This window comes from Streptomyces venezuelae, assembly GCF_008642355.1.
Lineage (GTDB): Bacteria > Actinomycetota > Actinomycetes > Streptomycetales > Streptomycetaceae > Streptomyces > Streptomyces venezuelae_B.
Map to the genome: position 1 here is coordinate 2732374 of NZ_CP029193.1, position 22107 is coordinate 2754480.

17 protein-coding genes are annotated in these 22107 nt (G+C 72.4%); 10 read left to right on the plus strand and 7 right to left on the minus strand.

Annotated features, from left to right (window positions below; all coding sequences use genetic code 11):
* Positions 1-2 precede the first annotated feature (2 nt).
* The 9 genes from DEJ47_RS12540 (at position 3) to DEJ47_RS12585 (ending at position 13258) form a co-directional block, all read left to right on the plus strand.
* A complete protein-coding gene (locus DEJ47_RS12540) occupies positions 3-1268 on the plus strand; it encodes a 6-phospho-beta-glucosidase (RefSeq protein WP_150167812.1) in 1266 nt (421 codons plus the stop codon).
* The gene (locus tag DEJ47_RS12545; RefSeq protein ID WP_150167814.1) at positions 1259-2254 is read left to right on the plus strand and encodes an N-acetylglucosamine kinase; all 996 of its coding nucleotides are present in this window, start codon (positions 1259-1261) and stop codon (positions 2252-2254) included. The genes DEJ47_RS12540 and DEJ47_RS12545 overlap by 10 nt, the downstream gene beginning before the upstream one ends.
* Positions 2255-2460: 206 nt before the next feature.
* Entirely contained in the window at positions 2461-3975 is a 1515-nt protein-coding gene (locus tag DEJ47_RS12555) for a hypothetical protein (RefSeq protein WP_161236373.1), read from the plus strand.
* A gap of 50 nt (positions 3976-4025) precedes the next feature.
* Positions 4026-5018 carry a glutamate ABC transporter substrate-binding protein gene (locus tag DEJ47_RS12560; RefSeq protein ID WP_150167818.1) on the plus strand — a complete coding sequence of 331 codons (993 nt, stop codon included), beginning with the start codon at positions 4026-4028 and terminating at the stop codon, positions 5016-5018.
* Positions 5019-5130: 112 nt separating this feature from the next.
* Positions 5131-6450, plus strand: a complete 1320-nt coding sequence (locus tag DEJ47_RS12565; RefSeq protein ID WP_150167820.1) for a hypothetical protein — start codon at positions 5131-5133, stop codon at positions 6448-6450.
* Complete coding sequence (locus DEJ47_RS12570) at positions 6447-9005, plus strand: serine/threonine-protein kinase (RefSeq protein ID WP_150167822.1); 2559 nt, start codon at positions 6447-6449, stop codon at positions 9003-9005. The genes DEJ47_RS12565 and DEJ47_RS12570 overlap by 4 nt, the downstream gene beginning before the upstream one ends.
* A gap of 2 nt (positions 9006-9007) precedes the next feature.
* The gene (locus tag DEJ47_RS12575; protein ID WP_150167824.1) at positions 9008-10351 is read left to right on the plus strand and encodes a PP2C family protein-serine/threonine phosphatase; all 1344 of its coding nucleotides are present in this window, start codon (positions 9008-9010) and stop codon (positions 10349-10351) included.
* A gap of 85 nt (positions 10352-10436) precedes the next feature.
* The gene (locus DEJ47_RS12580; RefSeq protein WP_150167826.1) at positions 10437-11792 is read left to right on the plus strand and encodes a vWA domain-containing protein; all 1356 of its coding nucleotides are present in this window, start codon (positions 10437-10439) and stop codon (positions 11790-11792) included.
* A 101-nt stretch (positions 11793-11893) separates the two neighbouring features.
* Entirely contained in the window at positions 11894-13258 is a 1365-nt protein-coding gene (locus tag DEJ47_RS12585) for an FHA domain-containing protein (RefSeq protein WP_150167828.1), read from the plus strand.
* Between the two features lie 25 nt (positions 13259-13283).
* Here the strand turns inward: DEJ47_RS12585 and DEJ47_RS12590 are convergent, their stop codons facing one another.
* Positions 13284-14243 (minus strand): methyltransferase domain-containing protein, encoded by a 960-nt coding sequence (locus tag DEJ47_RS12590; RefSeq protein WP_150167830.1) that lies wholly within the window; start codon positions 14241-14243, stop codon positions 13284-13286.
* A gap of 88 nt (positions 14244-14331) precedes the next feature.
* Between DEJ47_RS12590 and DEJ47_RS12595 the strand changes: the two genes are divergently transcribed.
* The gene (locus DEJ47_RS12595) at positions 14332-14745 is read left to right on the plus strand and encodes a globin (RefSeq protein WP_190415372.1); all 414 of its coding nucleotides are present in this window, start codon (positions 14332-14334) and stop codon (positions 14743-14745) included.
* A gap of 34 nt (positions 14746-14779) precedes the next feature.
* Here the strand turns inward: DEJ47_RS12595 and DEJ47_RS12600 are convergent, their stop codons facing one another.
* From DEJ47_RS12600 to DEJ47_RS12625, 6 genes are all read right to left on the minus strand, one after another.
* The gene (locus tag DEJ47_RS12600) at positions 14780-15466 is read right to left on the minus strand and encodes a hypothetical protein (RefSeq protein WP_150167834.1); all 687 of its coding nucleotides are present in this window, start codon (positions 15464-15466) and stop codon (positions 14780-14782) included.
* Positions 15463-15912 (minus strand): acyl-CoA thioesterase, encoded by a 450-nt coding sequence (locus DEJ47_RS12605; protein ID WP_150167836.1) that lies wholly within the window; start codon positions 15910-15912, stop codon positions 15463-15465. Before DEJ47_RS12605 ends, DEJ47_RS12600 begins: the two co-directional genes overlap by 4 nt.
* Positions 15913-15919: 7 nt before the next feature.
* Positions 15920-17584, minus strand: a complete 1665-nt coding sequence (gene ettA / locus DEJ47_RS12610) for an energy-dependent translational throttle protein EttA (protein WP_150167838.1) — start codon at positions 17582-17584, stop codon at positions 15920-15922.
* A 173-nt stretch (positions 17585-17757) separates the two neighbouring features.
* Positions 17758-19161, minus strand: coding sequence for a Cys-Gln thioester bond-forming surface protein (locus DEJ47_RS12615; protein WP_150167840.1), 1404 nt, complete (start codon positions 19159-19161; stop codon positions 17758-17760).
* A gap of 374 nt (positions 19162-19535) precedes the next feature.
* Positions 19536-20027: a single-stranded DNA-binding protein gene (locus DEJ47_RS12620; RefSeq protein WP_150167842.1), complete on the minus strand. Its 492-nt coding sequence runs from the start codon at positions 20025-20027 to the stop codon at positions 19536-19538.
* A 134-nt stretch (positions 20028-20161) separates the two neighbouring features.
* The gene (locus tag DEJ47_RS12625) at positions 20162-22102 is read right to left on the minus strand and encodes a YfjP family GTPase (RefSeq protein ID WP_150167843.1); all 1941 of its coding nucleotides are present in this window, start codon (positions 22100-22102) and stop codon (positions 20162-20164) included.
* Positions 22103-22107 lie beyond the last annotated feature (5 nt).

Below are 22107 nucleotides of genomic sequence, written 5' to 3' on the forward strand. Positions count from 1 at the left end.
ATATGAAGCTCGCAGTGGTCGGCGGAGGGTCGACCTACACACCCGAACTCATCGACGGATTCGCGCGGTTGAGGGACACCCTGCCGATCGGGGAACTCGTCCTCGTCGACCCGGCGGCCGACCGCCTGGAGCTGGTGGGCGGCCTCGCGCGGCGCATCTTCGCCAAGCAGGGCCACCCGGGCCGCATCGTCACCACGTCCGACGTGGACGCGGGCGTCGCGGACGCCGACGCGGTGCTGCTCCAACTGCGCGTCGGCGGGCAGGCCGCCCGCAACCAGGACGAGACATGGCCCCTGGAGTGCGGATGCGTCGGCCAGGAGACCACCGGCGCCGGCGGCCTCGCGAAGGCGCTGCGCACCGTCCCCGTCGTCCTCGACATCGCCGAGCGCGTCCGCCGCGCCAACCCGGACGCCTGGATCATCGACTTCACCAACCCCGTCGGCATCGTCACGCGGGCACTGCTGCAGGCCGGGCACAAGGCCGTCGGCCTGTGCAACGTCGCCATCGGCTTCCAGCGGAAGTTCGCGAAGCTCCTCGACGTCGCCCCCGGCGAGGTGCACCTGGACCACGTGGGCCTCAACCACCTGACGTGGGAGACGGGCGTACGCCTCGGGGGTCCGCAGGGCGACGACATCCTGCCGAAGCTGCTCGCCGAGCACGGGGACGCGGTCGCCGAGGACCTGCGCATGCCGCGCGCGATTGTCGACCGGCTCGGCGTCGTCCCCTCGTACTACCTGCGCTACTACTACCAGCACGACGCCGTCGTCGAGGAGCTGCGGACCAAGCCGTCGCGCGCCGCCGAGGTCGCCGAGATGGAGAAGCAGCTCCTGGAGATGTACGGCGACCCGGCGCTCGACGAGAAGCCGGAACTGCTCGCCAAGCGCGGCGGCGCCTTCTACTCGGAAGCCGCCGTCGACCTCGCGGCCTCGCTGCTCGGCAACGGCGGCAGCCCCTACCAGGTGGTGAACACCGTCAACAACGGCACGCTGCCGTTCCTGCCCGACGACGCGGTCATCGAGGTGCAGGCCGCGGTGGACGGCTCGGGGGCGAAGCCACTGCCCGTGCCGAGGCTCGACCCGCTGTACGCCGGGCTCATCGCGAACGTCACCGGCTACGAGGACCTGGCACTGCGGGCGGCCGTGCACGGCGGCCGCGAGCGGGTCTTCAAGGCGCTGCTCGCCCACCCGCTGATCGGGCAGTACGCGTACGCGGAGCAGCTCACCGACAGCCTGATCGCGCACAACCGGGAGCACCTGGCGTGGGCGTAGGCACGAGCGTGCTCGCGATCGACGCGGGGAACAGCAAGACCGACGTCGCGGTGGTCGCGGCCGACGGACGGATCGTCGGCACGGCCCGCGGCGGCGGGTTCCAACCGCCGCGGGTCGGCGTCGAGACCGCGGTGGACACCCTGGAGGAGGCGGTGGCACGGGCCCTCGCGGAGGCGGGCGCCGACTCCGTCGGGCACGTGTCGGCCTGCCTCGCCAACGCCGATCTCCCCGTCGAGGAGCGGGAGTTGGCGGAGGCGCTGCGCCGACGTGCGTGGGGCCCCTCGGTCGACGTCCGCAACGACACCTTCGCGATCCTGCGCGCCGGGCTCCGCGAGGACGCCGAGCCGCGCGGGGTCGCCGTGGTGTGCGGCGCGGGCATCAACTGCGTCGGCATGCTCCCGGACGGGCGCACCGCCCGCTTCCCCGCCATCGGCCGGATCTCCGGCGACTGGGGCGGGGGCGGCGGCCTCGCCGAGGAGGCGCTGTGGTTCGCGGCGCGTGCCGAGGACGGCCGGGGCGAGCCGACGGCGCTGCGCGAGACGCTGCCCGCGCACTTCGGTCTCGAGTCCATGTACGCGCTGATCGAGGCGCTGCACCTGGGGAGGGTGTCACCGGTGCGGCGGCACGAGCTGACGCCGGTCCTGTTCGCCACCGCGGCCGCCGGTGACGCCGTGGCCCGCGCGGTGGTGGACCGGATGGCCGAGGAGGTCGTCGCCATGGCGACGGTGGCCCTGGAGCGGCTGGATCTGCTCGACGAGGAGGCGCCGGTGCTGCTCGGCGGCAGTGTCCTGGCCGCGCGGCATCCTCAACTGGACGACGGGGTAAGGGTGTTGCTCGCGGAGCGGGCGCCCAAGGCGGTGCCGCGGGTCGTCGTCGCACGTCCCGTGCTCGGCGCGGCACTCCTCGGCCTCGACCACGTCGCGGCGGCGGGAGAGGTGTACGCGCGCGTGCGCGGCCATTACGAGGACGGCGCGCGCGGCGAATGACGTGCTTCCCGCCTGCGCCGTGCGCGCGGGCGGGAACCGAACACCCCCGAATCTCGTGTTCTGAAGCAGGGATACGCACAAGATCCAGTCAACACCTGTGCGGATGTCGGTCCCTGCGGCAATACTTGCGGCCGTGCACTTCTTCCCGCTCCGCGCGCGACGGGCGGAGACCAGCGTCCGATGACCGAGGGGGAGGTCGAGGCAAGGTGACACATCCGCCGAACGGCGGCGCGGTGCCGTCGGGTCCGCCCGGACAGGCACCGGCCGTGCCCGCCCAGGCTCCGATGCGGCCCGCACAGGCTCCGCGCCAACCCGCGCCGACGATGCCCGCCGTGCCGCCCCAGACGCCGAACGCACCGTCCGCGCCGTCCGCGCCGTCCGCCGCGCCGCGCCGCACCGCCTGGTCCGAGGGCGTCGACCGGCTGCGGGCCGCGGCGACCACGGAGCCGGGCAAGCTGCGCATCATCGGCGCGGTCCTCGCGCTCCTCGTCGTCGCGTTCGGCGCGGTCACCACCTGGCAGATGACGGAGCGCTCGGCCGCGGCCGACGACGTGCTGCACCGCAGCCAGCCGCTGAGCGCCGACGCGGCCGCCATCTACCGCTCGCTGGCCGACGCCAACACCGCGGCGTCCAGCGGGTTCCTCGCGGGCGGCCAGGAGCCGGCCGCCGTCCGCGCGCGGTACGAGCGGGACATCGAGCGGGCCTCCGAGAAGCTGGCGACCGCCGCGTCGAACGCGGGCGCGGACTCGTCGTCGGCGACCGCGGTGGGCAAGCTGAACCGGCTCCTGCCCGAGTACACGGGCCTGATCGAGCGCGCCCGTGCCAACAACCGGCAGGGCCTGCCGCTGGGCGGCGCCTATCTGCGGTACGCGAACGACAAGATGCAGACGCAGATGCTCCCGGCCGCCGAGAAGCTCTACAAGGCGGAGAACGAACGGCTCGGCGACGACTACGGCAACGCGAAGCCGTACCCCTGGTTCGCGATCGCCCTCGGCGTCCTCGCGCTCGCCGCGCTCGGCTGGGCGCAGCACCGCAACTACCGCCGTACGAACCGGGTGTTCAACCACGGCCTGCTCGCCGCGACCGCGGCCGCCACGGTCGTGCTGCTCTGGCTCGTCGTCGGGCACACCTTCGCGCGCTCGGGACTCGACGACTCGTACGACAACGGCGTGCGATCCCTGAACGTCCTCAACGACGCCCGCATCAGTTCCCTGAAGGCGCGGGGCAACGAGAACCTGACCCTGGTCAGCCGCGGCGCGGAGACCACCGAGGTGGGCGGCAGGTCGGAGGACAAGTTCGACGTCGCCTACCGCGCGCAGATGAAGCAGCTGGGCGGTGCCGACAGCGGCCTGCTCGGCAGGGCGGCCGACCTCGCCGACGACTCGGAGGGCGGGAATCCGGTCGCCGAGGCCGCGAAGAACGTGGGCGTCTGGAAGGACCGCCACCAGGTGGCCCGCTCCAGCGACGACTCCGGTGACTACCAGGGGGCGCTCGACAAGGTCATCGGCTCCAAGGACGACGAGCCGACCGGCGAGTGCTTCGACAACGTGGACGCGGCCCTCGACCGGGCCCTGGCGCACGAACAGCGCGAGTTCCAGCAGGCCGCGAAGGACGGCAGGGGCGCCATGAGCGGTCTCGCCGTCGGCGCCGCCGTCCTCGCGGTCCTCGCCGCGGCGGGCGCCGTCCTCGGCATCGGCCGCAGGCTTTCGGAGTACCGGTGACAGGGCCGGGGCCGGTGACGGGTCCAGAGATGAGAGGGGGCGCGCAGACGATGCGGACGCGACGCGGCACGGCCAGGCTGCGCGGCTGGGGCGGTGTGGGCGCGATGGGTCTCGCCTGCGCCGTCGCGGGATCGCTCGTCCTCGCCCTGCCGGACAGAGGTGACACGGGCGACGACCGCGTACGGCGGGGCGGGCCCGGCTCGACGGTGGCCGCGCCCGCCCGTGCGGACGCCGACGACTGCAACGACCGCAGTCTGCGCCCCTCGTCCAAGGACGGCCCGACGATCGAGAGGATCAGGAACCGGGACGTCAAGAAGCTGATCGTCGGCGTCGACCAGAACAGCTACCGCTGGGGCTACCGCGACCCGAACAAGAAGGGCGGCGAGCTGGAGGGCTTCGACATCGATCTCGCGCGCGAGATCGCCGAGGAGATCTTCGGCGACCGCGACGCCGTCGTCTTCCGCGCCATACCCACCAACGAACGCATCCCCGCGATCCAGAGCGGCCAGGTCGACATGGTCGTCCGCACGATGACCGTCAATTGCGAGCGCCTGAAGGACGTCGACTTCTCCACCGGGTACTTCGAGACGGGCCAGCAGGTCCTCGCCCCCAAGAAGTCCGACATCACGGGGTACGACCCGTCGCTCACCGGCAAGAAGATCTGCAGCGCGTCCGGCTCCATCGCCGAGGACGAGCTCAAGAAGAAGAACTACTCCGCCGACATCTCCACCACCGTCCCCAACCAACTCGACTGCCTGGTGCGGCTCCAGCTCGGCGAGGTGGACGCCGTGGTGACCGACAGCGCCCTCGCCGCCGGCCAGGCCGCGCAGGACCCGACGGTCGAGCTGAAGGGCGAGGAGCCGTTCACCACCGAGCACTACGGGGTGGCGATGAAGAAGGGCTCGGACGACCTGGTGCGCCGGGTCAACAAGGTCCTCGACGACTACCGCGAGGACGGCGGCTGGCAGAAGTCGTACGACAAGTGGCTGAAGGAAGGACTCGGCAGGTCCTCGGGCCCGCCGGCCCCGGAGTACCGGGACTGACCGGGAGCCGACAACCGGCCTGGTACGACTGGAGAGTTACGAGAGTTACGAGCGCCACGACGGGACCTCGACGACCGAGAACCCGGGGCAACGCAGAGCGGAGAGGTGATCGATGAGCGTCGCGGGACCCCCCGGTCCGGTGATGGACCGGGACGAGGTGGACCGTGCGCTGGCGCGCCTCGACGCCGAGCACGAGGCGATCGAGACCTCGCTCCTCGCCCTCCAGGACCACGCGGGCCGCCGCCTGCTCGAAGGCGCCGCGCTCACCGGCGTCACCGCGGAGCGCTGGACGGCCACGGAGGCCCGGATCACCCTGCTCTGGGCGTACTTCGACGCGTACGCGGGCGCCCTGCGCACGGCACGCGAGGTGCGCGAGCGCAGACGCTGGCCCAGCAAGGACGACCTCGTCGAGCTGACGGAGCTGCTGCGCGGCGAGGCCGTGACCGTCGCGGGCGCATCGTCGTCCGGTGCGTCGCCCTCGCTCACCGGACCCGCGAAGCTCACCGAGCGCTTCACCCTCGAAGAGCTCGTGAAGCGCATGAACGATTTGTACGCGGACTCCCTCGACATGGTCGTCGCCGCCGACGCGGTGTGGTCCGCGCTGCCCGCCCGCATCGACCTGCTCGCCGCCGAACTGCACCGCACCCGCCAGCTCGCGCACTCCGTCGGCGTCCGTCCCGGGGAGCATCCTTCCGGCGACGACCTGGAGCGCATCACGCGGACCCTGACCGCGCTGCGCGAGCAGGTGGTGTCGGATCCGCTCGCGTTCTGGAAGCGGGCGGAGGGCAGTTCGGCGCCCGGCGGCGGCCGCCCGCACACCGAGCGCTACGACCGGGAGGCCCGCGCCCTGGAAGAGGTGCGCCGTGAGATCGAGGCGGTGCTCACCGTCCGGCAGGACGCGGAGGTCCGCCTCGGCAGGCTCCGCGACGTGCTGTCCCGCGCGGACCGCACCCTCGCCGAGGCGCGCTCCGCGCGCGGCGAGGTCCTCGCGAAGATCGCCGCCTCCGAGGTGCCCGCCGTCAGCGGCCCGCCGACCGCGCTGCAGGAGCAGCTGGCGATGGCGTCGGAGTACCGAAGGCACGCCCAGTGGCACCGCCTCTCGCCACTCCTGGAGTCCCTGGAGCAGAAGGCCGAGGACGAACTGCTGCGCGCCCGCGAGTCGCTGACCGCCGTCACCGCGCCCCTCGCGGTCCGCGCGGAGCTGCGCGGGCGCCTGGACGCGTACAAGGCGAAGGTCGCCCGGCTCGGTCACGCCGAGGACCCGCTCCTCGTCGAGCGGTACGACGCGGCGCGGCGCATGCTGTGGAGCGCGCCCTGCGATCTCCGGGTGGCCGAGCAGGCGGTCCTGCGCTATCAGCAGGCCGCCGCCGAAGTGCTTGCGCCGAGGGTTCCGCAGCAGGGCGGACCCACCGACCGGACGGGGGAATCATGACCCGGCGTGAATGCCAGCGGCCCAAGTGCACCGGCAGCTATGACGACTTCGGCGACGGTGAGCTGTACTGCGACACGTGCGGCCTGGCCCCCGTCGTCGCGCCCGACGGCAGGGTCTCGTCGCCGCCGACCGGTCTCACGGCGGGCGGCAAGGGCTCGCGGGGCTCCGGGAGCTCCAGCGGCCGCTCGTCGTCGTCGCGGTCCTCCCGTACGTCCGGGTCGTCGCGCTCGCAGTCCTCGCGCAGGTCGGTGTCCGGGCGGCTGTCGCGGTCCCTGTCCGGCGGTTCGACGTCCCGCTCGGTGTCGGTGCGCAGCTCGGGCTCGGCGACCGGCTCATCGGCGCGCGGGCGGCTCGGCGTCGGCCTGGTCACCGTGCCGGACGTGCCGCGGCCCGACCCCCGCGGGGCCGTGCAGAAGAACCCCGAGGTGCCCGAGCGGAAGCGGTTCTGCTCGCGCTCCGACTGCGGGGCGCCGGTGGGCCGCGCGCGGGGCGAACGGCCCGGCCGCACGGAGGGGTTCTGCACCAAGTGCGGCCACCCCTACTCGTTCGTGCCGAAGCTGCACCCGGGCGACATCGTGCACGGCCAGTACGAGGTCGTGGGCTGTCTGGCGCACGGCGGGCTCGGCTGGGTCTATCTGGCCATCGACCGCGCGGTGTCCGACCGGTGGGTGGTCCTGAAGGGCCTGCTGGACACGGGTGACCAGGACGCGATGGCCGCGGCCATCTCCGAGCGGCGGTTCCTCGCGGAGATCGAGCACTCCAACATCGTCCGCATCTACAACTTCGTCGAGCACCTCGACCAGCGCACCGGCTCCATGGACGGGTACATCGTCATGGAGTACGTCGGCGGCAAGTCCCTGAAGGAGATCGCCAACGGCCGCCGCACGCCGGAGGGCAGACGCGACCCGTTGCCGGTCGAGCAGGCCTGCGCGTACGGCATCGAGGCCCTGGACGCCCTGGGCCACCTGCACAGCCGCAAGCTCCTGTACTGCGACTTCAAGGTCGACAACGCCATCCAGACCGAGGGCCAGCTGAAGCTGATCGACATGGGCGCGGTCCGCAGGATGGACGACGACGAGTCCGCGATCTACGGAACGGTCGGCTACCAGGCCCCGGAGGTCGCCGACGTCGGCCCGTCCGTCGCCTCCGACCTGTACACCGTCGCCCGCACTCTCGCGGTCCTCACCTTCGACTTCCAGGGCTACACGAACGTGTTCGTGGACTCCCTGCCCGACCCCGACAACATCGAGGTCTTCCGGACGTACGAGTCCTTCTACCGCCTCCTGGTCCGCGCCACGGACCCGGACCCGGCCCGCAGGTTCGCCTCCGCGCAGGAGATGGCCGAGCAGCTGACGGGTGTCCTGCGGGAGGTCGTGGCGCTCCAGTCGGGGCTGCCGCGGCCCGCGCTCTCGACCCTGTTCGGGCCCGAGGTGAAGGTGCCGGACACGGAGCTGTTCGCCGAGTTGGCCGGGGAGGTGTCGCGGCTGGGCGCCCGCCCCGACCCGGCCACCACCGCCGCCACCGCCGCTGCCACCGCCGGGGAGAACGAGAGGGCGCTTCCGGAGAGCCCCTCGACCGCGGGGATCGTCCGGGGGCTCGACCCGGTGGTGACCGCCCTCGCGCTGCCCGTGCCCCTGGTGGACCCGAACGACCCGAACGCCGGGTTCCTCGCCGGTCTCATCGCAGCCGCGCCCGCCGAGCTGATCACCGCGCTCGGCACGGCGTCCGCGGACTCCCTGGAGCTGCAACTGCGCGGGCTGCGGGCCCGGCTGGCGATGGGCGAGCTCGCGCCCGCCGCGCAGGCCCTCGCCGAGCTGGAACAACAGCACCCCGACGACTGGCGGGTGGTCTGGTACCGGGGCGTCGCGGCCCTGGCCACCGGCGACTTCGAGAACTCGGCGCTCTCCTTCGACGCGGTCTACGACGCGTTCCCCGGCGAGCCCGCCCCGAAGCTGGCGCTCGGCGTCATCGCGGAGGTCCTCGGCCAGCTGGACAACGCCGCCGAGTACTACCGTCTGGTGTGGACGACCGACCCGAGCTATGTGAGCGCGGCGTTCGGCCTGGCCCGCGTACAGCTCGCGGCCGGCGACAGGGCCGGTTCCGTACGCACCCTGGAGTCGGTGCCGGAGTCCTCCATCCACTACACCGCGGCCCGCGTGGCCGCGGTGCGGGCGCGGCTGCGTCAGCGCATGACGTCGGACACGGCAGCCCCTTCGGGCGGCGCCTTCCTGGACGAGCTGACGGCCGCCGCCGGGCAGATCGAGGCACTTGCCGGGTTCGGGCTCGACGCGGTGCGCAGGGAGCGCCTGTCGACCGAGGTTCTGGGGACGGCGCTCGACTGGGTACTCTCCGGTAGGCACTCTGGTCACGTTTCCGCGCCACCGGGCACCACCGGGACGCGGGCCGTACTGCTCGGCAGCGACCTGGACGAGCGCGGCCTCCGGTTCGGCCTGGAGCGTTCGTACCGGACACTGGCCCGGCTCGCTCAGGGTGGCGAGGAGAGGATCGAACTGGTGGAGCGGGCCAACCGTTTCCGCCCCCGGACGTGGGTGTGAGTATGTCGCAGATGCCCCAGCTGTCTGCCTGCCCCAGCTGTGAGGAGCCGCTGGAGTCGGGTGACCTGTTTTGCGGTGCGTGCGGGTTCGACCTGTCGGCGGTGCCGCCGCGGCCGGACGTGTCCCCCAACGGGTCCGCCGGATCCGTGCGGGCCGCCGCCGCGGGCGAGGAGGCCGCCGAGTGGCCGGTCGCGCCGGAGGTCGACAGCTCCGACACTCCGGTGCCCACGCATCTCCCGACGGACCTGCCGGGCACGGACTCGGCGGGCGGTGAACTCCCGGAGCGGCCCGGAGCCGGTTCCGTCGCCCCGGACGCCGCGTCCGCTGCGCCGGACGAGTACCCGCTGCCCGCCCCCGGCACCCCGGCCCCACCCGCCCCACCCGCCGCCGACCCCCGCACGGCCGCGCCCGACGCGACGCCTCCCGCGGGCACCAAGCTGTGCGTGGCGTGCCGGTCGGGCCGCGTCGACCCGGACGGGTACTGCGAGAACTGCGGGCACGCCCAGCCCCGCGAGCGCGACCACATGGAGCAGGAGCTCGACACCGTGGCCGCCGTCAGCGACCGCGGCCTGCGCCACCACCGCAACGAGGACGCCTTCGCCATCTCCACGGCCGCGCTGCCCGACGGCTCCCCCGCCGTCGTCGCGATCGTCTGCGACGGTGTCTCCTCGGCGACCCGCCCCGACGAGGCGTCACTCGCCGCGTCCCGCGCCGCCAACGAGTCGCTCCTCGTCTCGCTGCCGCGCGGCACGCACCCGCAGCAGGCCATGCACGAGGCGATCCTCGCGGCGGCCGACGCCGTCAACGCGCTCGCCGCCGAACCCGCTTCGGCCCGCGAGCACAGTCCCCACCAGAACGCGCCCGCCTGCACCCTGGTCGGCTCGATCGTCGCGGGCGGCCTGCTCGTCGTCGGCTGGGTCGGCGACAGCCGCGCCTACTGGGTCCCCGACGACCGCGAGGGCCCCACCGTCCGCCTGACCGAGGACGACTCGTGGGCCGCGCAGATGGTCGCCGCGGGACTCATGAACGAGGCCGAGGCGTACGCCGACGAGCGCGCGCACGCCATCACGGGCTGGCTCGGCGCGGACGCGTACGAACTGGAGCCGCACACCGCTTCCTTCAAGCCGGACCGTGCGGGTGTAGTGGTGGTGTGCACGGACGGTCTGTGGAACTACGCGGAAGCCGTCGAGGAGATGGCCGACGCGGTGCCCGCCGACGCCGCGGCCCGGCCGCTGCACAGCGCCCAGGTCCTGGTCGGCCACGCACTGGACGGCGGGGGCCACGACAACGTAACAGTGGCCGTCGTGCCGTTCCCGTTCGTGCCGCAGGGGGCAGGATCGGCCTAGCACCCGGCGGGGGGACCGTACCGGGGCCAGTGGTCTTGAGGTTGTGAGGACCTGAGGTTGTGAGGATCTGAGGGGGAGCAGTTCCATGGCCAATTTCTCGAAATCGAACGTGCCGCAGTTCTCGGTGGACGTCTACCAGAACGAGTACCTGCCGGAGGGTGGCCGCGAGGTCAACGCCATCGCCACGGTCACCTCGACCGGCGGCGGGACGATCGGGGCGGCGGTCGGCGCACCGCACCTGTACACGGCGGGGCAGAGCCCGGACGCCGCCGTCGCGATCATGGTGGACTGCTCCGGTTCGATGGACTACCCGCCGACGAAGATGCGCGGCGCCCGGGACGCCACCGCCGCCGCGATCGACGCGCTCCGCGACGGCGTGCGCTTCGCGGTGATCGGCGGCACCCACGTCGCCAAGGAGGTCTATCCGGGCGGCGGCCGGCTCGCCGTCGCGGGACCGCAGACCCGCGAACTGGCCAAGCAGGCGCTGCGCAGGCTGAGCGCGGGCGGCGGCACGGCGATCGGCACCTGGCTGCGCCTCGCCGACCGCCTTCTGGCCTCCGCGGATGTGCCCGCTTCGGCGGTCCGGCACGGCATCCTGCTCACCGACGGCCGCAACGAACACGAGTCGCCCGAGGATCTGCGCGCCGCCCTGGACTCCTGCGCGGGCCGCTTCACCTGCGACGCCCGCGGCGTCGGCACGGACTGGGAGGTGAAGGAGGTCACAGGGATCGCCTCCGCCCTGCTCGGCACCGCCGACATCGTCGCCGACCCGGCCGCTCTCTCCGCCGACTTCACGCAGATGATGGAGGCGGCGATGGGCAAAGAGGTCGCCGACGTCAGTCTGCGGCTGTGGACGCCGGTGGGCGTGGACATCAAGTTCGTCAAGCAAGTGGCGCCCACGGTCGAGGAGTTGACCGACCGCCGTACGGAGGCGGGACCGCGCGCCGGGGACTATCCGACGGGGTCCTGGGGCGACGAGTCCCGCGACTACCACATCTGCGTGCAGGTGCCCGGCGCCGATCTCGGCCAGGAGATGCTGGCGGCCCGCGTCTCCCTGGTCGTGCCGCGGGAGGACGGCAGCGTACAGACGCTGTCGCAGGGCCTGGTGCGGGCGGTGTGGACGGACGACATGGCGGCCTCCACCTCGATCAATCCGCAGGTCGCGCACTACACGGGCCAGGCGGAACTGGCCCAGGTGATCCAGCAGGGACTGGACGCCCGCAAATCGGGAGATGTCGACGGGGCGACGGCCAAACTGGGCCGCGCGGTGCAGCTCGCGAGCGCCTCGGGCAACGCGGATACGGCGAAACTGCTTTCGAAGGTGGTGGACGTCGTGGACGCCGCGGCAGGTACTGTTCGATTGAAGGCGAAGGTCGCCGAGGCCGACGAGATGACACTCGAGACGCGGTCCACGAAGACTGTTCGCGTGAAGAAGCAGTAGGCCTGAAGAAGCAGTAGGCCTGAAGAAGCAGTAGGCCTGAAGAAGCAGCAAGTACGTGCGTACGGCCCTCGGGCCGGAGAAGGAGAGGGGGAAGCGCCGACATGCCGACCTGCCCGAACGGACACCAGTCGGGTTCCGATGACTGGTGCGAGGTCTGCGGTCACCGCATGGCCGGTGCCGTACCTCCGCCGCCCCCGCCGCCGCCCGCGGCCGGGTACGGCTATACCCCGCCGCCCCCCGGCCAGGACCCGGGCTTCCCGCAGCCCGCGCCGGGGCGCCCGCATCTGGCCGCCGTGCCGGACCCGGCGCCCGAGGGCCAGCTCTGCCCGCAGTGCCGCACGCCCCGCGAGGCGAACGCGCCGTTCTGCGAGGAGTGCCGCTGGAACTTCCTGACGAACACGGCGACGTCGTACACCCCGGCCGCGCCGAATCCGCCGCTGCCGGGCACGCACGGCGGCCCCGGCGGCGGTCCCGGACGGCCACCGGGTCCGAACCCGTCGCAGCAGTTCCAGCAGCCCCCGCCGGGTTACGAGTACCAGGGATCGCGCCCCTCGCAGATGAACCGGCCCGCCGAGCCGATCCCGCCGTTCGGGAACGGCGGCGGCAACGGTGGCGGTGGCGGCCAGCAGGGTCCCGGTGCCCCGCAGGGTCCCGGTCAGCCGTTCCCGGGGCAGTCCGGTCCGCAGGGCCCGGGTGGTCCGCAGGGTCCGAGTGGTCCGCAGGGTCCGGGTGGTCACCAGGGCCCCGGCCCCGGTCAGGCCCCGCCGGGCGCGCCTCAGGCGTTCCAGCAGCCGGGGCCGCCCGCGCCGCCCGCGTTCCCGCAGGAGACGGGTTCCCCGCAGGGCCCGCCCGCTCCGCCGCCGCCCGGCCCCGGTGGTCCCGGCGGCCCCGGTGGTCCCGGAGGCCCGTCCTTCGGTGGCGGTGCCGCCGACGACTGGGTGATCTCTCCCCCGTCGGCTCCCGCCCCGACCCCGGCCCAGCAGGAGCCGTTCCAGCAGCAGGAGCCGTTCCAGCAGCAAGAACCGTTCCAGCAGCAGCCGCCCCCGCAGGCGCAGGGCCCCGGCACGTGGACGGTGACGATCGGCCCCGACCGCGAGTACTTCATGGCGATGATGCAGCGCAGCGGCCCCGAGGCCTCGGGACTCAACCTGCCCGCGTACTCGCCGGAGCAGCAGCGTCCGCTGGCGGGCAACCAGCTGACCATCGGCCGCCGCAGGCACTCCACGGGTGACACCCCGGACATCGACCTGTCGGTGCCGCCGGAGGACCCGGGCGTCTCGCACCAGCACGCGATCCTCGTGCAGCAGCCGGACGGCGGCTGGGCGGTCGTCGACCAGAACTCCACGAACGGCACCACGGTCAACGGCGGCGAGGAGCCCATCCAGCCGTTCGTGCCCGTCCCCCTCCAGGACGGCGACCAGGTCCACGTGGGCGCCTGGACGACGCTCACGATCCGCCGCGACTGAGGCGAGCAGGACCGGGCGGGCCGGTTCAGAGAGGCCAGACGTACGGCCCTTCGGGGTCGTCGAGCCAGGCCCACTCGTACGGCCCGCTCGTCGTGACACCGAAGCGCTCGCGCACCGGCCGCCCCTCGCGCTGCCACAGCGCGAGCGCTTCGTGCGGATCGAGGCTGCCCGCGGTCAGCTCCAGGAGGAAGCGGAAGAGCTCGCTCTGCAGGGCCCCGCGCGGCAGCCCGCCGATGTGGTGGTCGTACGGGGTCCTGGCGTCACCGCCGCGCAGCGGTACGAAGTAGGCGGGCGTGTGCAGGAAGCGCCCCTCGGCGTGCTCCGCGTCCCGCACGGTCAGCGCGATCAGGCCGGTGGCCAGGGGCGCCAGGATGCGGGCGCCGGGCCGGCACTGGGCGAGCCATGCCCTCGGCACCGAGCCGAGCGTGCAGGTGGCGATGATCCGGTCGTAGGGCGCCCGCTCCGGGCAGCCGGCCGCGCCGTCACCGGTCATGACAGCGGGGCGGTACCCGGCGGCCGCCAGATGCTGCCGGGCGGACTCCGTGATCTCCGGGTCGAGGTCGATGGTCGTGACGTGGTCGTCGCCGAGCCGGTGGGCGAGGAGCGCCGCGTTGTAGCCGGTGCCGGCGCCGATCTCCAGGACGCGGTCTCCCGGACGTACGTCCAGTTCGTTGAGCATCTTCGCCATCAGGGACGGCTGGCTGCTGGAGGAGAGCAGGTCCCCGTCGCGCACGCGGGTCGCGAGGGGAGCGTCCGTGTAGGCGCCGCGCAGCCAGCGCGTGCGGCGGCCGTCGTCGGGGTCCTCACGCCACAGCCGCTCGTACCCGCCGCTCACGCCCACGTAGTAGTAGGGCACGAAGAGGTGCCGCGGGACGGCGGCGAACGCCGCGCGCCAGGCGGGGTCGTTCCGCCAGACCCCGCTCGCCTCGATCTCCCGCACGAGGCCGGCCCGGACCTCGGCGAGCAGTACAGGATCGGGTTCCATGGGTCCACTGTGCTGCGCCACGGCCTCCGATGCGAGGTGGTCGGCCATGGTCCTAGGCCTTCCGTACTCGGCCGTCCCGTCTGAGACCATGGAACACGTGACAGAGATCCCGCGCGGCACGCTTCAGGAGCAGACCTACTACGAGCAGGTCGGCGGCGAGGAGACCTTCCGACGCCTGGTGCACTACTTCTACCAGGGGGTCGCGGAGGACCCGCTGCTGCGGCCGATGTACCCGGAGGAGGACCTCGGGCCCGCCGAGGAGCGTCTCGCGCTCTTCCTGATGCAGTACTGGGGCGGCCCCCGCACGTACAGCGACAACCGCGGCCACCCCCGGCTGCGCATGCGGCACGCGCCGTTCACGGTGGACAGGGCCGCGCACGACGCGTGGCTGAAGCACATGCGTGCGGCGGTGGACCGGCTCGACCTCTCCGATGAGCACGAGCGGACCCTGTGGAACTACCTGACGTACGCGGCGGCTTCCATGGTCAACTCCGAGGGCTGAGTCCCCTAGCAGCTGGACACGGTGACGCCCGCGCTTACGCGGGCGTGACCGTGAGCCCCCCGATGCCCGCCTTGCGCACCGCGACGGACCCATAGGCCGTACGCAGCCGCAGCCACGGTCCCGAGGACAGCAGGGTCAGGGCGTCGCCGCGCAGGAAGCCGAGGGACTGCGCCGCGTGCGCCGCCCGTACCGGGAGTTCCGTGTCGGCGACGGGCCGGGACCAGATCTCCCGGCCCACGCGGTCGAGTTCGGCGCGCACGCGCCGCTCGGCCGGCAACTCCTCGACCCGCGCCCTGAATTCGGCGACGGCCCGCTTGACCAGGGACCGCACCGCTTCCGGAGCCGGAAGGCCCGGTTCCTGGCGCCAGCCGCCGCGCGGCGGCAGCACGCCCGCCCACGGCGGCCCGGTGACGGCCGCCGGGACCTCGGCGACCCCCGCGGCCTCCGCGGACTCCACCGACTCGCCGACGCGTTCGAGGAACTCGCCCGCGGAGACGGTGACGTCGAGCGTTGTGTCGAGGCCGTACTCGTACGGCTTGGCGAGCCGTGCCGTACGGATGACGAGCACCTCGAACGACGGCGGCCGCCCGAACACGGCGAGCGTGTCCCCGGCGGCCTGCAGCCGCACCGCGGCTGCCTTGTCGTAGTGGATCAGCCGGGCCAGGAAGGCGGCGAGGTCCGCCGCCTCCCCGGCATCGGCGAAGTGGAGCCGCGCGGTCATGCGGCGAGCGCCCCCGAGCCACCGTCGGGGCCGCCGGCGCTGTCGTCCACGTACTCCTCGAGGAACGAGCGCTCCTCGGCCGTGATCCGCCGCGGCCGCTGCGCCTCCAGGTCGAAGGGCACGACCACGGTGGAGGCCCGCACGTACACCTGCTGCGCGTCCTTGATCTCGTACGCGATGGTCAGCGACGCCGCGCCGATCTTCGTCACCCACGACTCGATGGTGACCGGCTCGTGCCGGTGCACCAGCGGCCGGACGTAGTCGATCTCGTGCCGGGCGACGACCGATCCGCCGGAGAACGACGGAGAGCCGTCACCGGGTGCGAGCCGGAACATGAAGTCGATCCGCGCCTCTTCCAGATACCGCAGGAAGACGACGTTGTTGACGTGCCCGAAGGCGTCCATGTCCGACCAGCGGAGCGGGCATTGATAGAGGTGTCGGGCCACGGTCGCCTCAGCCCCGGGTGAGCTTCTTGTAGGTGGCGCGGTGCGGACGGGCCGCGTCCGGGCCGAGACGCTCGATCTTGTTCTTCTCGTACGACTCGAAGTTGCCCTCGAACCAGTACCACTTGGAGTCGCCCTCGTACGCCAGGATGTGCGTGGCGACCCGGTCCAGGAACCAGCGGTCGTGGGAGATCACGACGGCGGCACCGGGGAACTCCAGGAGCGCGTTCTCCAGGGACGACAGGGTCTCGACGTCCAGGTCGTTCGTCGGCTCGTCGAGGAGGAGCAGGTTGCCGCCCTCCTTGAGGGTCAGCGCCAGGTTGAGGCGGTTGCGCTCACCACCGGAGAGCACACCGGCCGGCTTCTGCTGGTCCGGGCCCTTGAAGCCGAACGCGGAGACGTACGCCCGCGAGGGCATCTCGACCTGGCCGACGTTGATGTAGTCCAGCTCGTCGGAGACGACGGCCCACAGCGTCTTCTTCGGGTCGATGTTGGCGCGGCCCTGGTCGACGTAGCTGACCTTGACCGTGTCGCCGACCTTGATGGTGCCGGAGTCCGGCTGCTCCAGGCCCTGGATCATCTTGAACAGCGTGGTCTTGCCCGCGCCGTTCGGACCGATGATGCCGACGATGCCGTTGCGCGGCAGCGAGAAGCTGAGGTCGTCGACGAGGACCTTGTCGCCGAACGCCTTCGACAGGTGCTCGACCTCGACGACGATCGAGCCCAGACGCGGGCCCGGCGGGATCTGAATCTCCTCGAAGTCCAGCTTCCGCATCTTGTCGGCCTCGGCGGCCATCTCCTCGTAGCGCGCCAGACGCGCCTTGGACTTGGCCTGACGCCCCTTGGCGTTCGACCGCACCCACTCGAGTTCTTCCTTCAGACGCTTCGCGCGCTTGGCGTCCTTCTGGCCCTCGACCTTGAGGCGCTGGGCCTTCTTCTCCAGGTACGTGGAGTAGTTGCCCTCGTACGGGTGGGCGCGACCGCGGTCGAGCTCCAGGATCCACTGGGCGACGTTGTCCAGGAAGTACCGGTCGTGGGTGACCGCGACGACAGCGCCGGAGTACTGGGAGAGGTGCTGCTCCAGCCAGTTCACCGACTCGGCGTCGAGGTGGTTGGTGGGCTCGTCGAGGAGGAGCAGGTCGGGCGCCTCGATGAGGAGCTTGCAGAGCGCGACGCGGCGCTTCTCGCCACCGGAGAGGTTCACGACGGGCCAGTCGCCGGGCGGGCAGCCCAGCGCGTCCATGGCCTGCTCCAGCTGGGCGTCCAGGTCCCACGCGTTGGCGTGGTCCAGGTCCTCCTGGAGCTTGCCCATCTCCTCCATGAGCGCGTCGGAGTAGTCCGTCGCCATGAGCTCGGCGACCTCGTTGAAGCGCTTGAGCTTGCCCATGATCTCGGCGGCGCCGTCCTGCACGTTCTCCAGGACCGTCTTCGACTCGTCGAGCTGCGGCTCCTGCATGAGGATGCCGACGCTGAACCCGGGCGAGAGGAACGCGTCACCGTTGGACGGCTGCTCGAGGCCGGCCATGATCTTCAGCACCGTGGACTTACCGGCGCCGTTGGGGCCCACGACACCGATCTTCGCGCCAGGAAGGAAGCTCAAGGTGACATCGTCGAGGATCACCTTGTCGCCGTGCGCCTTGCGCGTCTTGCGCATGGTGTAGATGTACTCAGCCAAGAGAAACCGTCCGGCAATCAGTGAGTGGGCAGATACACCCCATCTTGCCGTACGGCCAGCCCCCGGCGGAAACCGGATGGCGGGCGGCCGGTTCCTCGCCTCGCGCGCGGTAGCCGTACGACTACCGCGCGCACCTCCCTCACCGGCCGATCACTCCACCATCACTCCATCGTCTACTCCTCGGCGGAGGTCCCGGTCTCCGACGGAGCGTCCTTCTTGCGGAGGAAGAACACCGCCGCGCCACCGACCACGACGAACGCCACCGCGATGCCGACGATCAACGGGGTGTTGCTGCTGCTGCCGGTCTCGGCGAGGTCGCCGCCTCCGACGGTGCCGCCGGCCGAAGCGGGGCTCGGCTGGGAGGCGGGCTGCGCCTTGCTCGTGATCGTGTCGCCCGCGGTGCGGCAGTCCAGCACGCCCTTGAACCGCTTCTCGAAGCCGCTCGGCCCGTTGATCGTGAAGTCGTAGGGCTGGTCTTCCTGCAGCGGGATCGTCACGGTCTGTGACGTGCCCGCCTCGATCGTGTGCTTGAAGCCCATCAAGCGGAAGGTGAACGGCTTGTCGCCCTTGTTGGTCGCGGTGATGTCCACACCGCTCTTGGCGCAGTTCTTCTCGGCCGACAGCGCGGGCAGCGCCCCCTCGGCGGCCCAGTTCGCGGTCGCCGTGGCCGACACCGTCGACTCGCTGGAGCCGGCGAGGATCTGCGTCTGACTCCTGGTCTCGGACGCGAACGCCCGGCCCACCGGCACGGTGGTCGACGTCTGCACGGACAGTGCGGCGGCGCCGTCGGGCGCGTCCTTCGGCACGTCGAAGTAGAGGCGGCTGCCGTCGCGCGCCGACTTCACCGGCTTGCCGTTCCTGCCGACGACCTTCACGCCGCTCGCCTCGGAGTCCGCGGGCGGCGTGACCGTCACCGACTCGGCGTCGGTCCGCACGGTGACCGGGCCGAGCTTCTCCCCCGCGCGGCCGGACACGGCCGGCGGGTCCAGCGTCAGCGACGCCTTGGGTTCGGCGCTGTTCCGCGCGCTCCTGTACAGGTAGTCGGCGAGCTTCTCGGCCTGCGGGTCGACGGCGTCGACCTTCGCGCCGTCGGAGTACCGCCAGATCGCCACCTGCGTGCCGGCGGCGGCGGTCTGCGCGGTGAGGGATCGCACGCCCGCCTTGCGGGACAGCGCGGCGAGGTCGTTCACCTGCGGGTACGAGTGCTGGAGGATCCAGCGGATCTTGCCCGCGTCCCGGTTGCCGTTCAGCGAGGTGCCGCTCCAGGCGGTCTCCTGGTACTTGGCGTCCTTCTGCGTGGGGTTCAGGACGTCGATGCAGTACGTCTGCAGGGTGCCGCCGCCGTCCACGGACATCTCGAAGAGCCCCGCGGGCACCTGCTGCGCGATGCCGTTGTCGCGGATGACGGCCTGGTCGAACGTCTGCAGCCCGCCCAGCGTCGCGACGGCTCCGCCCCGGTGCGCCGGCGCCTCCTCCGCGGCGGCCGTGCCCGCGAAGGCCACCCCGCCCGCCAGAGCCAGACCCGCCGCCGCGGTCACCGCGGCGAGCCTGACGGGGCCCCGGCCGGATCCGCTCATGCCGCGCCCGCGACTCCGGCCTCGGCTACGTATGGACAACGCAGAAAACACTGAATTCCCCTCCGGGCGGGACCCGTTCACAACGTTGGGGGGTGGTCCCGCCAGCAGACTGAAAGGGGCAGGTTCACCAGTCACCTGCGTGATGTCACCTGCCGACTGCCCCGTGAGCTACGTCCGGCATCCTAGGGAAACGCCGCATCACGAGCCCCATGCAGATCACCGGACGGCGTATCCGACTCGGAATCGTTATCGCCAACAACGCTCCGAGCTGGGCTTATCGACAAATCCACGGCATCCGTTCGCCCATATGCGGCACTTCGGTCGTCCTCGCGTGGCGTGTCCGGGCCCTCCCCCGCCGGACGCCTGACGCCACGTCACCCGACCGGCTCCGGCTTCTTCTCCCAGAGCCCGGAGACATCGTCGCCCTGCACCTGGCTCCGACTCTGCTCCTTCTCCTGCCCCCGCCCCTGCGCCTGCCCCTGCGTCGGTTCCGTCAGCGCCGGGTTGCCCCTGCCGACCCTTCTGAACGCCGCCGTTCCGCGCGACAGATCGTGCCCGATGGCCACCGCCTCGATGTCCGCCGACGTCCAGTGCTGCCCGCCCCGCTCCTCGTCGCGCACCTTCAACCTGCCCTGCACGATGACCGGTTCGCCCACGGACACCGACCCCTGCACGTTCGTGCCGAGCGCCCGCCACGCCCAGACCGTGAAGAAGTTCGTGTGCCCGTCGGTCCATGTGCTCTTCGCCCCGTCGTAGTACCGCGCCGTCACCGCGAGCCGGAACCGTGCCACCGGTCCCGACGGCAGCTCCCGGTACACCGGCGTCGTCGCCACATTGCCCACGACCGTCACCAAGGTCTCGTTCATCGCCGAACCCCCTATTCCGCCCCACACTTCGGGCCGTCTGTCTCGTGCCGCCCCGCGGCTGTGAACTCAGATTGCACCGGTCGGGCACATCCCGCTGGGCCCTGTGGACCGCCCCCAGCTTGTGGAAAACTCCGTCACCCGATCGGGGAACGGGCAGCCCCGGACAGCTCCCCCGACACCCGCACGAACTGCTCCCTGACCTCCCGGTACCGCAGCAGCTCCGCCGCCACCGGATCGAGGACCCGAGCCCGTCCGCACCCGGCCGCCGCCTCCCGCAGCCGCCGTTCCGCGTCGTTTCCGTACCGGCGCGCCGGCCCTCGCGCCGCGATCCGGCTCGTCCACTCCACGCACGGGCCGCCCACGATGCCCGCCAGCATCAGCAGCACCGGCACGCCCAGGTTCGGCGTGGCGAGCCCGACGATCTGGCCCACCAGCCAGACGCCGCCCACGACTTGCAGCAGCGTCATCGCCGCCTGTGCCAGGACCGCGACCGGCCACCAGCCCGGCCGCGGCGGCCGTCCGACCGGCACCCCCACCGTCACCGCCAGCTCGTCGAGCGCCTCGGGAAGCCCTTCAGCCCCCCGCACCGCGGCGTCCCGCACGGCCTGTCCCCAGGGCAGGGGCAACCCTCGCGCCGCCTCGTCGGCCACCGTGCGCACGGCGTGCTCCACCCGCTGGCGCGCCGTCGCCTCCTCGTCCACGGGCGGCAGGGCGACCGGCGTCAGCACACCCTGCGAGAACCGCCGCGCCTCGTACCAGCGCCACAGCCTGAACCACGGGTCCCCACACGCCTTGCCCGCGTGCCTGCGCCAGGCACGCTCCGCGGCGTCCCCGGCCGCCGCCGCGCCCACGGCGTCCGCGAGCCGGTCCGCGAACTCCTCGCGGGCCTCCTCGCTGAGCCCGATCCGCCCGCGGTTGCGGCCGGAGTGCGCCCCGGCGACGTACACCGGACGCAGGCGTTCCGCGGTGGCGTCCACGTCCGCGGAGATCCGACGGGCCGCGGCGCCCCGCTCCTGGGTGAACTGGCCGAGCGCCTCCCGCAGTTCACCGATCCCCTCCCCCGTCAGCGCGGAGATCGCCAGCACCGTGGCGCCCGGCTCCCCGTGCTCCCCGAGGGCGACGCCGTCCTCGTCGAGGAGGCGCCGCAGATCGTCGAGGACCTGGTCGGCGGCGTCGCCGGGCAGCCGGTCGATCTGGTTGAGCACCACGAAGGTGACTTCGGCGTGGCCGGCCATGGGGCGCAGATAGCGTTCGTGGAGCATCGCGTCGGCGTACTTCTCCGGGTCGACGACCCAGATGACGGCGTCGACGAGCGCCAGGATGCGGTCGACGTGCTCGCGGTGCTCGCCGACCGCGGAGTCATGGTCGGGCAGATCGACGAGGACGAGCCCTTGGAGCTCGTCGGCGCCGGGTCCTTGGAGCGGGCGGCGGCGCAGGCGTCCGGGGATCCCGAGCCGGTCGAGGAGGCCCGCCGCGCCATCGGTCCAGCTGCACCCGATGGGCGCGGCGGTGGTCGGCCTGCGCACACCGGTCTCCGAGATCATCACTCCGGCGAGCGCGTTGAAGAGCGTCGACTTGCCGCTGCCGGTGGCCCCGGCGATGGCGACGACGGTGTGCCGGTCGGAGAGCCTGCGCCGGGCGGCCGCCTCGTCCAGGACGCGCCCGGCCTCGGCGAGGGTGCCGCTGTCGAGGCGGGTGCGGGAGAGCCCGACGAGTTCGCGCAGTGCGTCGAGGCGGGTGCGGAGGGGGTTTTCGTAGGAGGGGGTGGGGGCCGCGGAGGGGGCGGGGGCCGGGGCGTACGAGCGGGCTCCCGTACTCGAATCCGTGTCCCGGCCACCGGTGGCCCGTTGCGCGTCTTCGACGCGGCGGGCGATGAGGCCGTCGTCCCAGGGGCGGCCGGTACGGCTGTCGGTACGTTCATCGCGGCGATCGTGGCACTCGCGGCGGTCGTGGCGTTCGCCAGTGGCGTCGGCGTCAGACGCACCACGCCTACGGCCACGGTCCCGGCCATGCTCCCCATGGTGCGCACGGTCGGCGGGATCGGCGGGATCGGTGTGATCAGTGACGGCGGTCACCGCGG

What these genes read in the sequence shown, in the direction of transcription:
- DEJ47_RS12540 (WP_150167812.1), top strand. Translation starts at nt 3, where the DNA reads ATGAAGCTCGCAGTGGTCGGCGGAGGGTCGACCTACACACCCGAACTC.
- DEJ47_RS12560 (WP_150167818.1), top strand. Translation starts at nt 4,026, where the DNA reads ATGCGGACGCGACGCGGCACGGCCAGGCTGCGCGGCTGGGGCGGTGTG.
- DEJ47_RS12565 (WP_150167820.1), top strand. Translation starts at nt 5,131, where the DNA reads ATGAGCGTCGCGGGACCCCCCGGTCCGGTGATGGACCGGGACGAGGTG.
- DEJ47_RS12570 (WP_150167822.1), top strand. Translation starts at nt 6,447, where the DNA reads ATGACCCGGCGTGAATGCCAGCGGCCCAAGTGCACCGGCAGCTATGAC.
- DEJ47_RS12575 (WP_150167824.1), top strand. Translation starts at nt 9,008, where the DNA reads ATGTCGCAGATGCCCCAGCTGTCTGCCTGCCCCAGCTGTGAGGAGCCG.
- DEJ47_RS12580 (WP_150167826.1), top strand. Translation starts at nt 10,437, where the DNA reads ATGGCCAATTTCTCGAAATCGAACGTGCCGCAGTTCTCGGTGGACGTC.
- DEJ47_RS12585 (WP_150167828.1), top strand. Translation starts at nt 11,894, where the DNA reads ATGCCGACCTGCCCGAACGGACACCAGTCGGGTTCCGATGACTGGTGC.
- DEJ47_RS12590 (WP_150167830.1), bottom strand. Translation starts at nt 14,243, where the DNA reads ATGGAACCCGATCCTGTACTGCTCGCCGAGGTCCGGGCCGGCCTCGTG.
- DEJ47_RS12595 (WP_190415372.1), top strand. Translation starts at nt 14,332, where the DNA reads ATGGAACACGTGACAGAGATCCCGCGCGGCACGCTTCAGGAGCAGACC.
- DEJ47_RS12600 (WP_150167834.1), bottom strand. Translation starts at nt 15,466, where the DNA reads ATGACCGCGCGGCTCCACTTCGCCGATGCCGGGGAGGCGGCGGACCTC.
- DEJ47_RS12615 (WP_150167840.1), bottom strand. Translation starts at nt 19,161, where the DNA reads ATGAGCGGATCCGGCCGGGGCCCCGTCAGGCTCGCCGCGGTGACCGCG.
- DEJ47_RS12620 (WP_150167842.1), bottom strand. Translation starts at nt 20,027, where the DNA reads ATGAACGAGACCTTGGTGACGGTCGTGGGCAATGTGGCGACGACGCCG.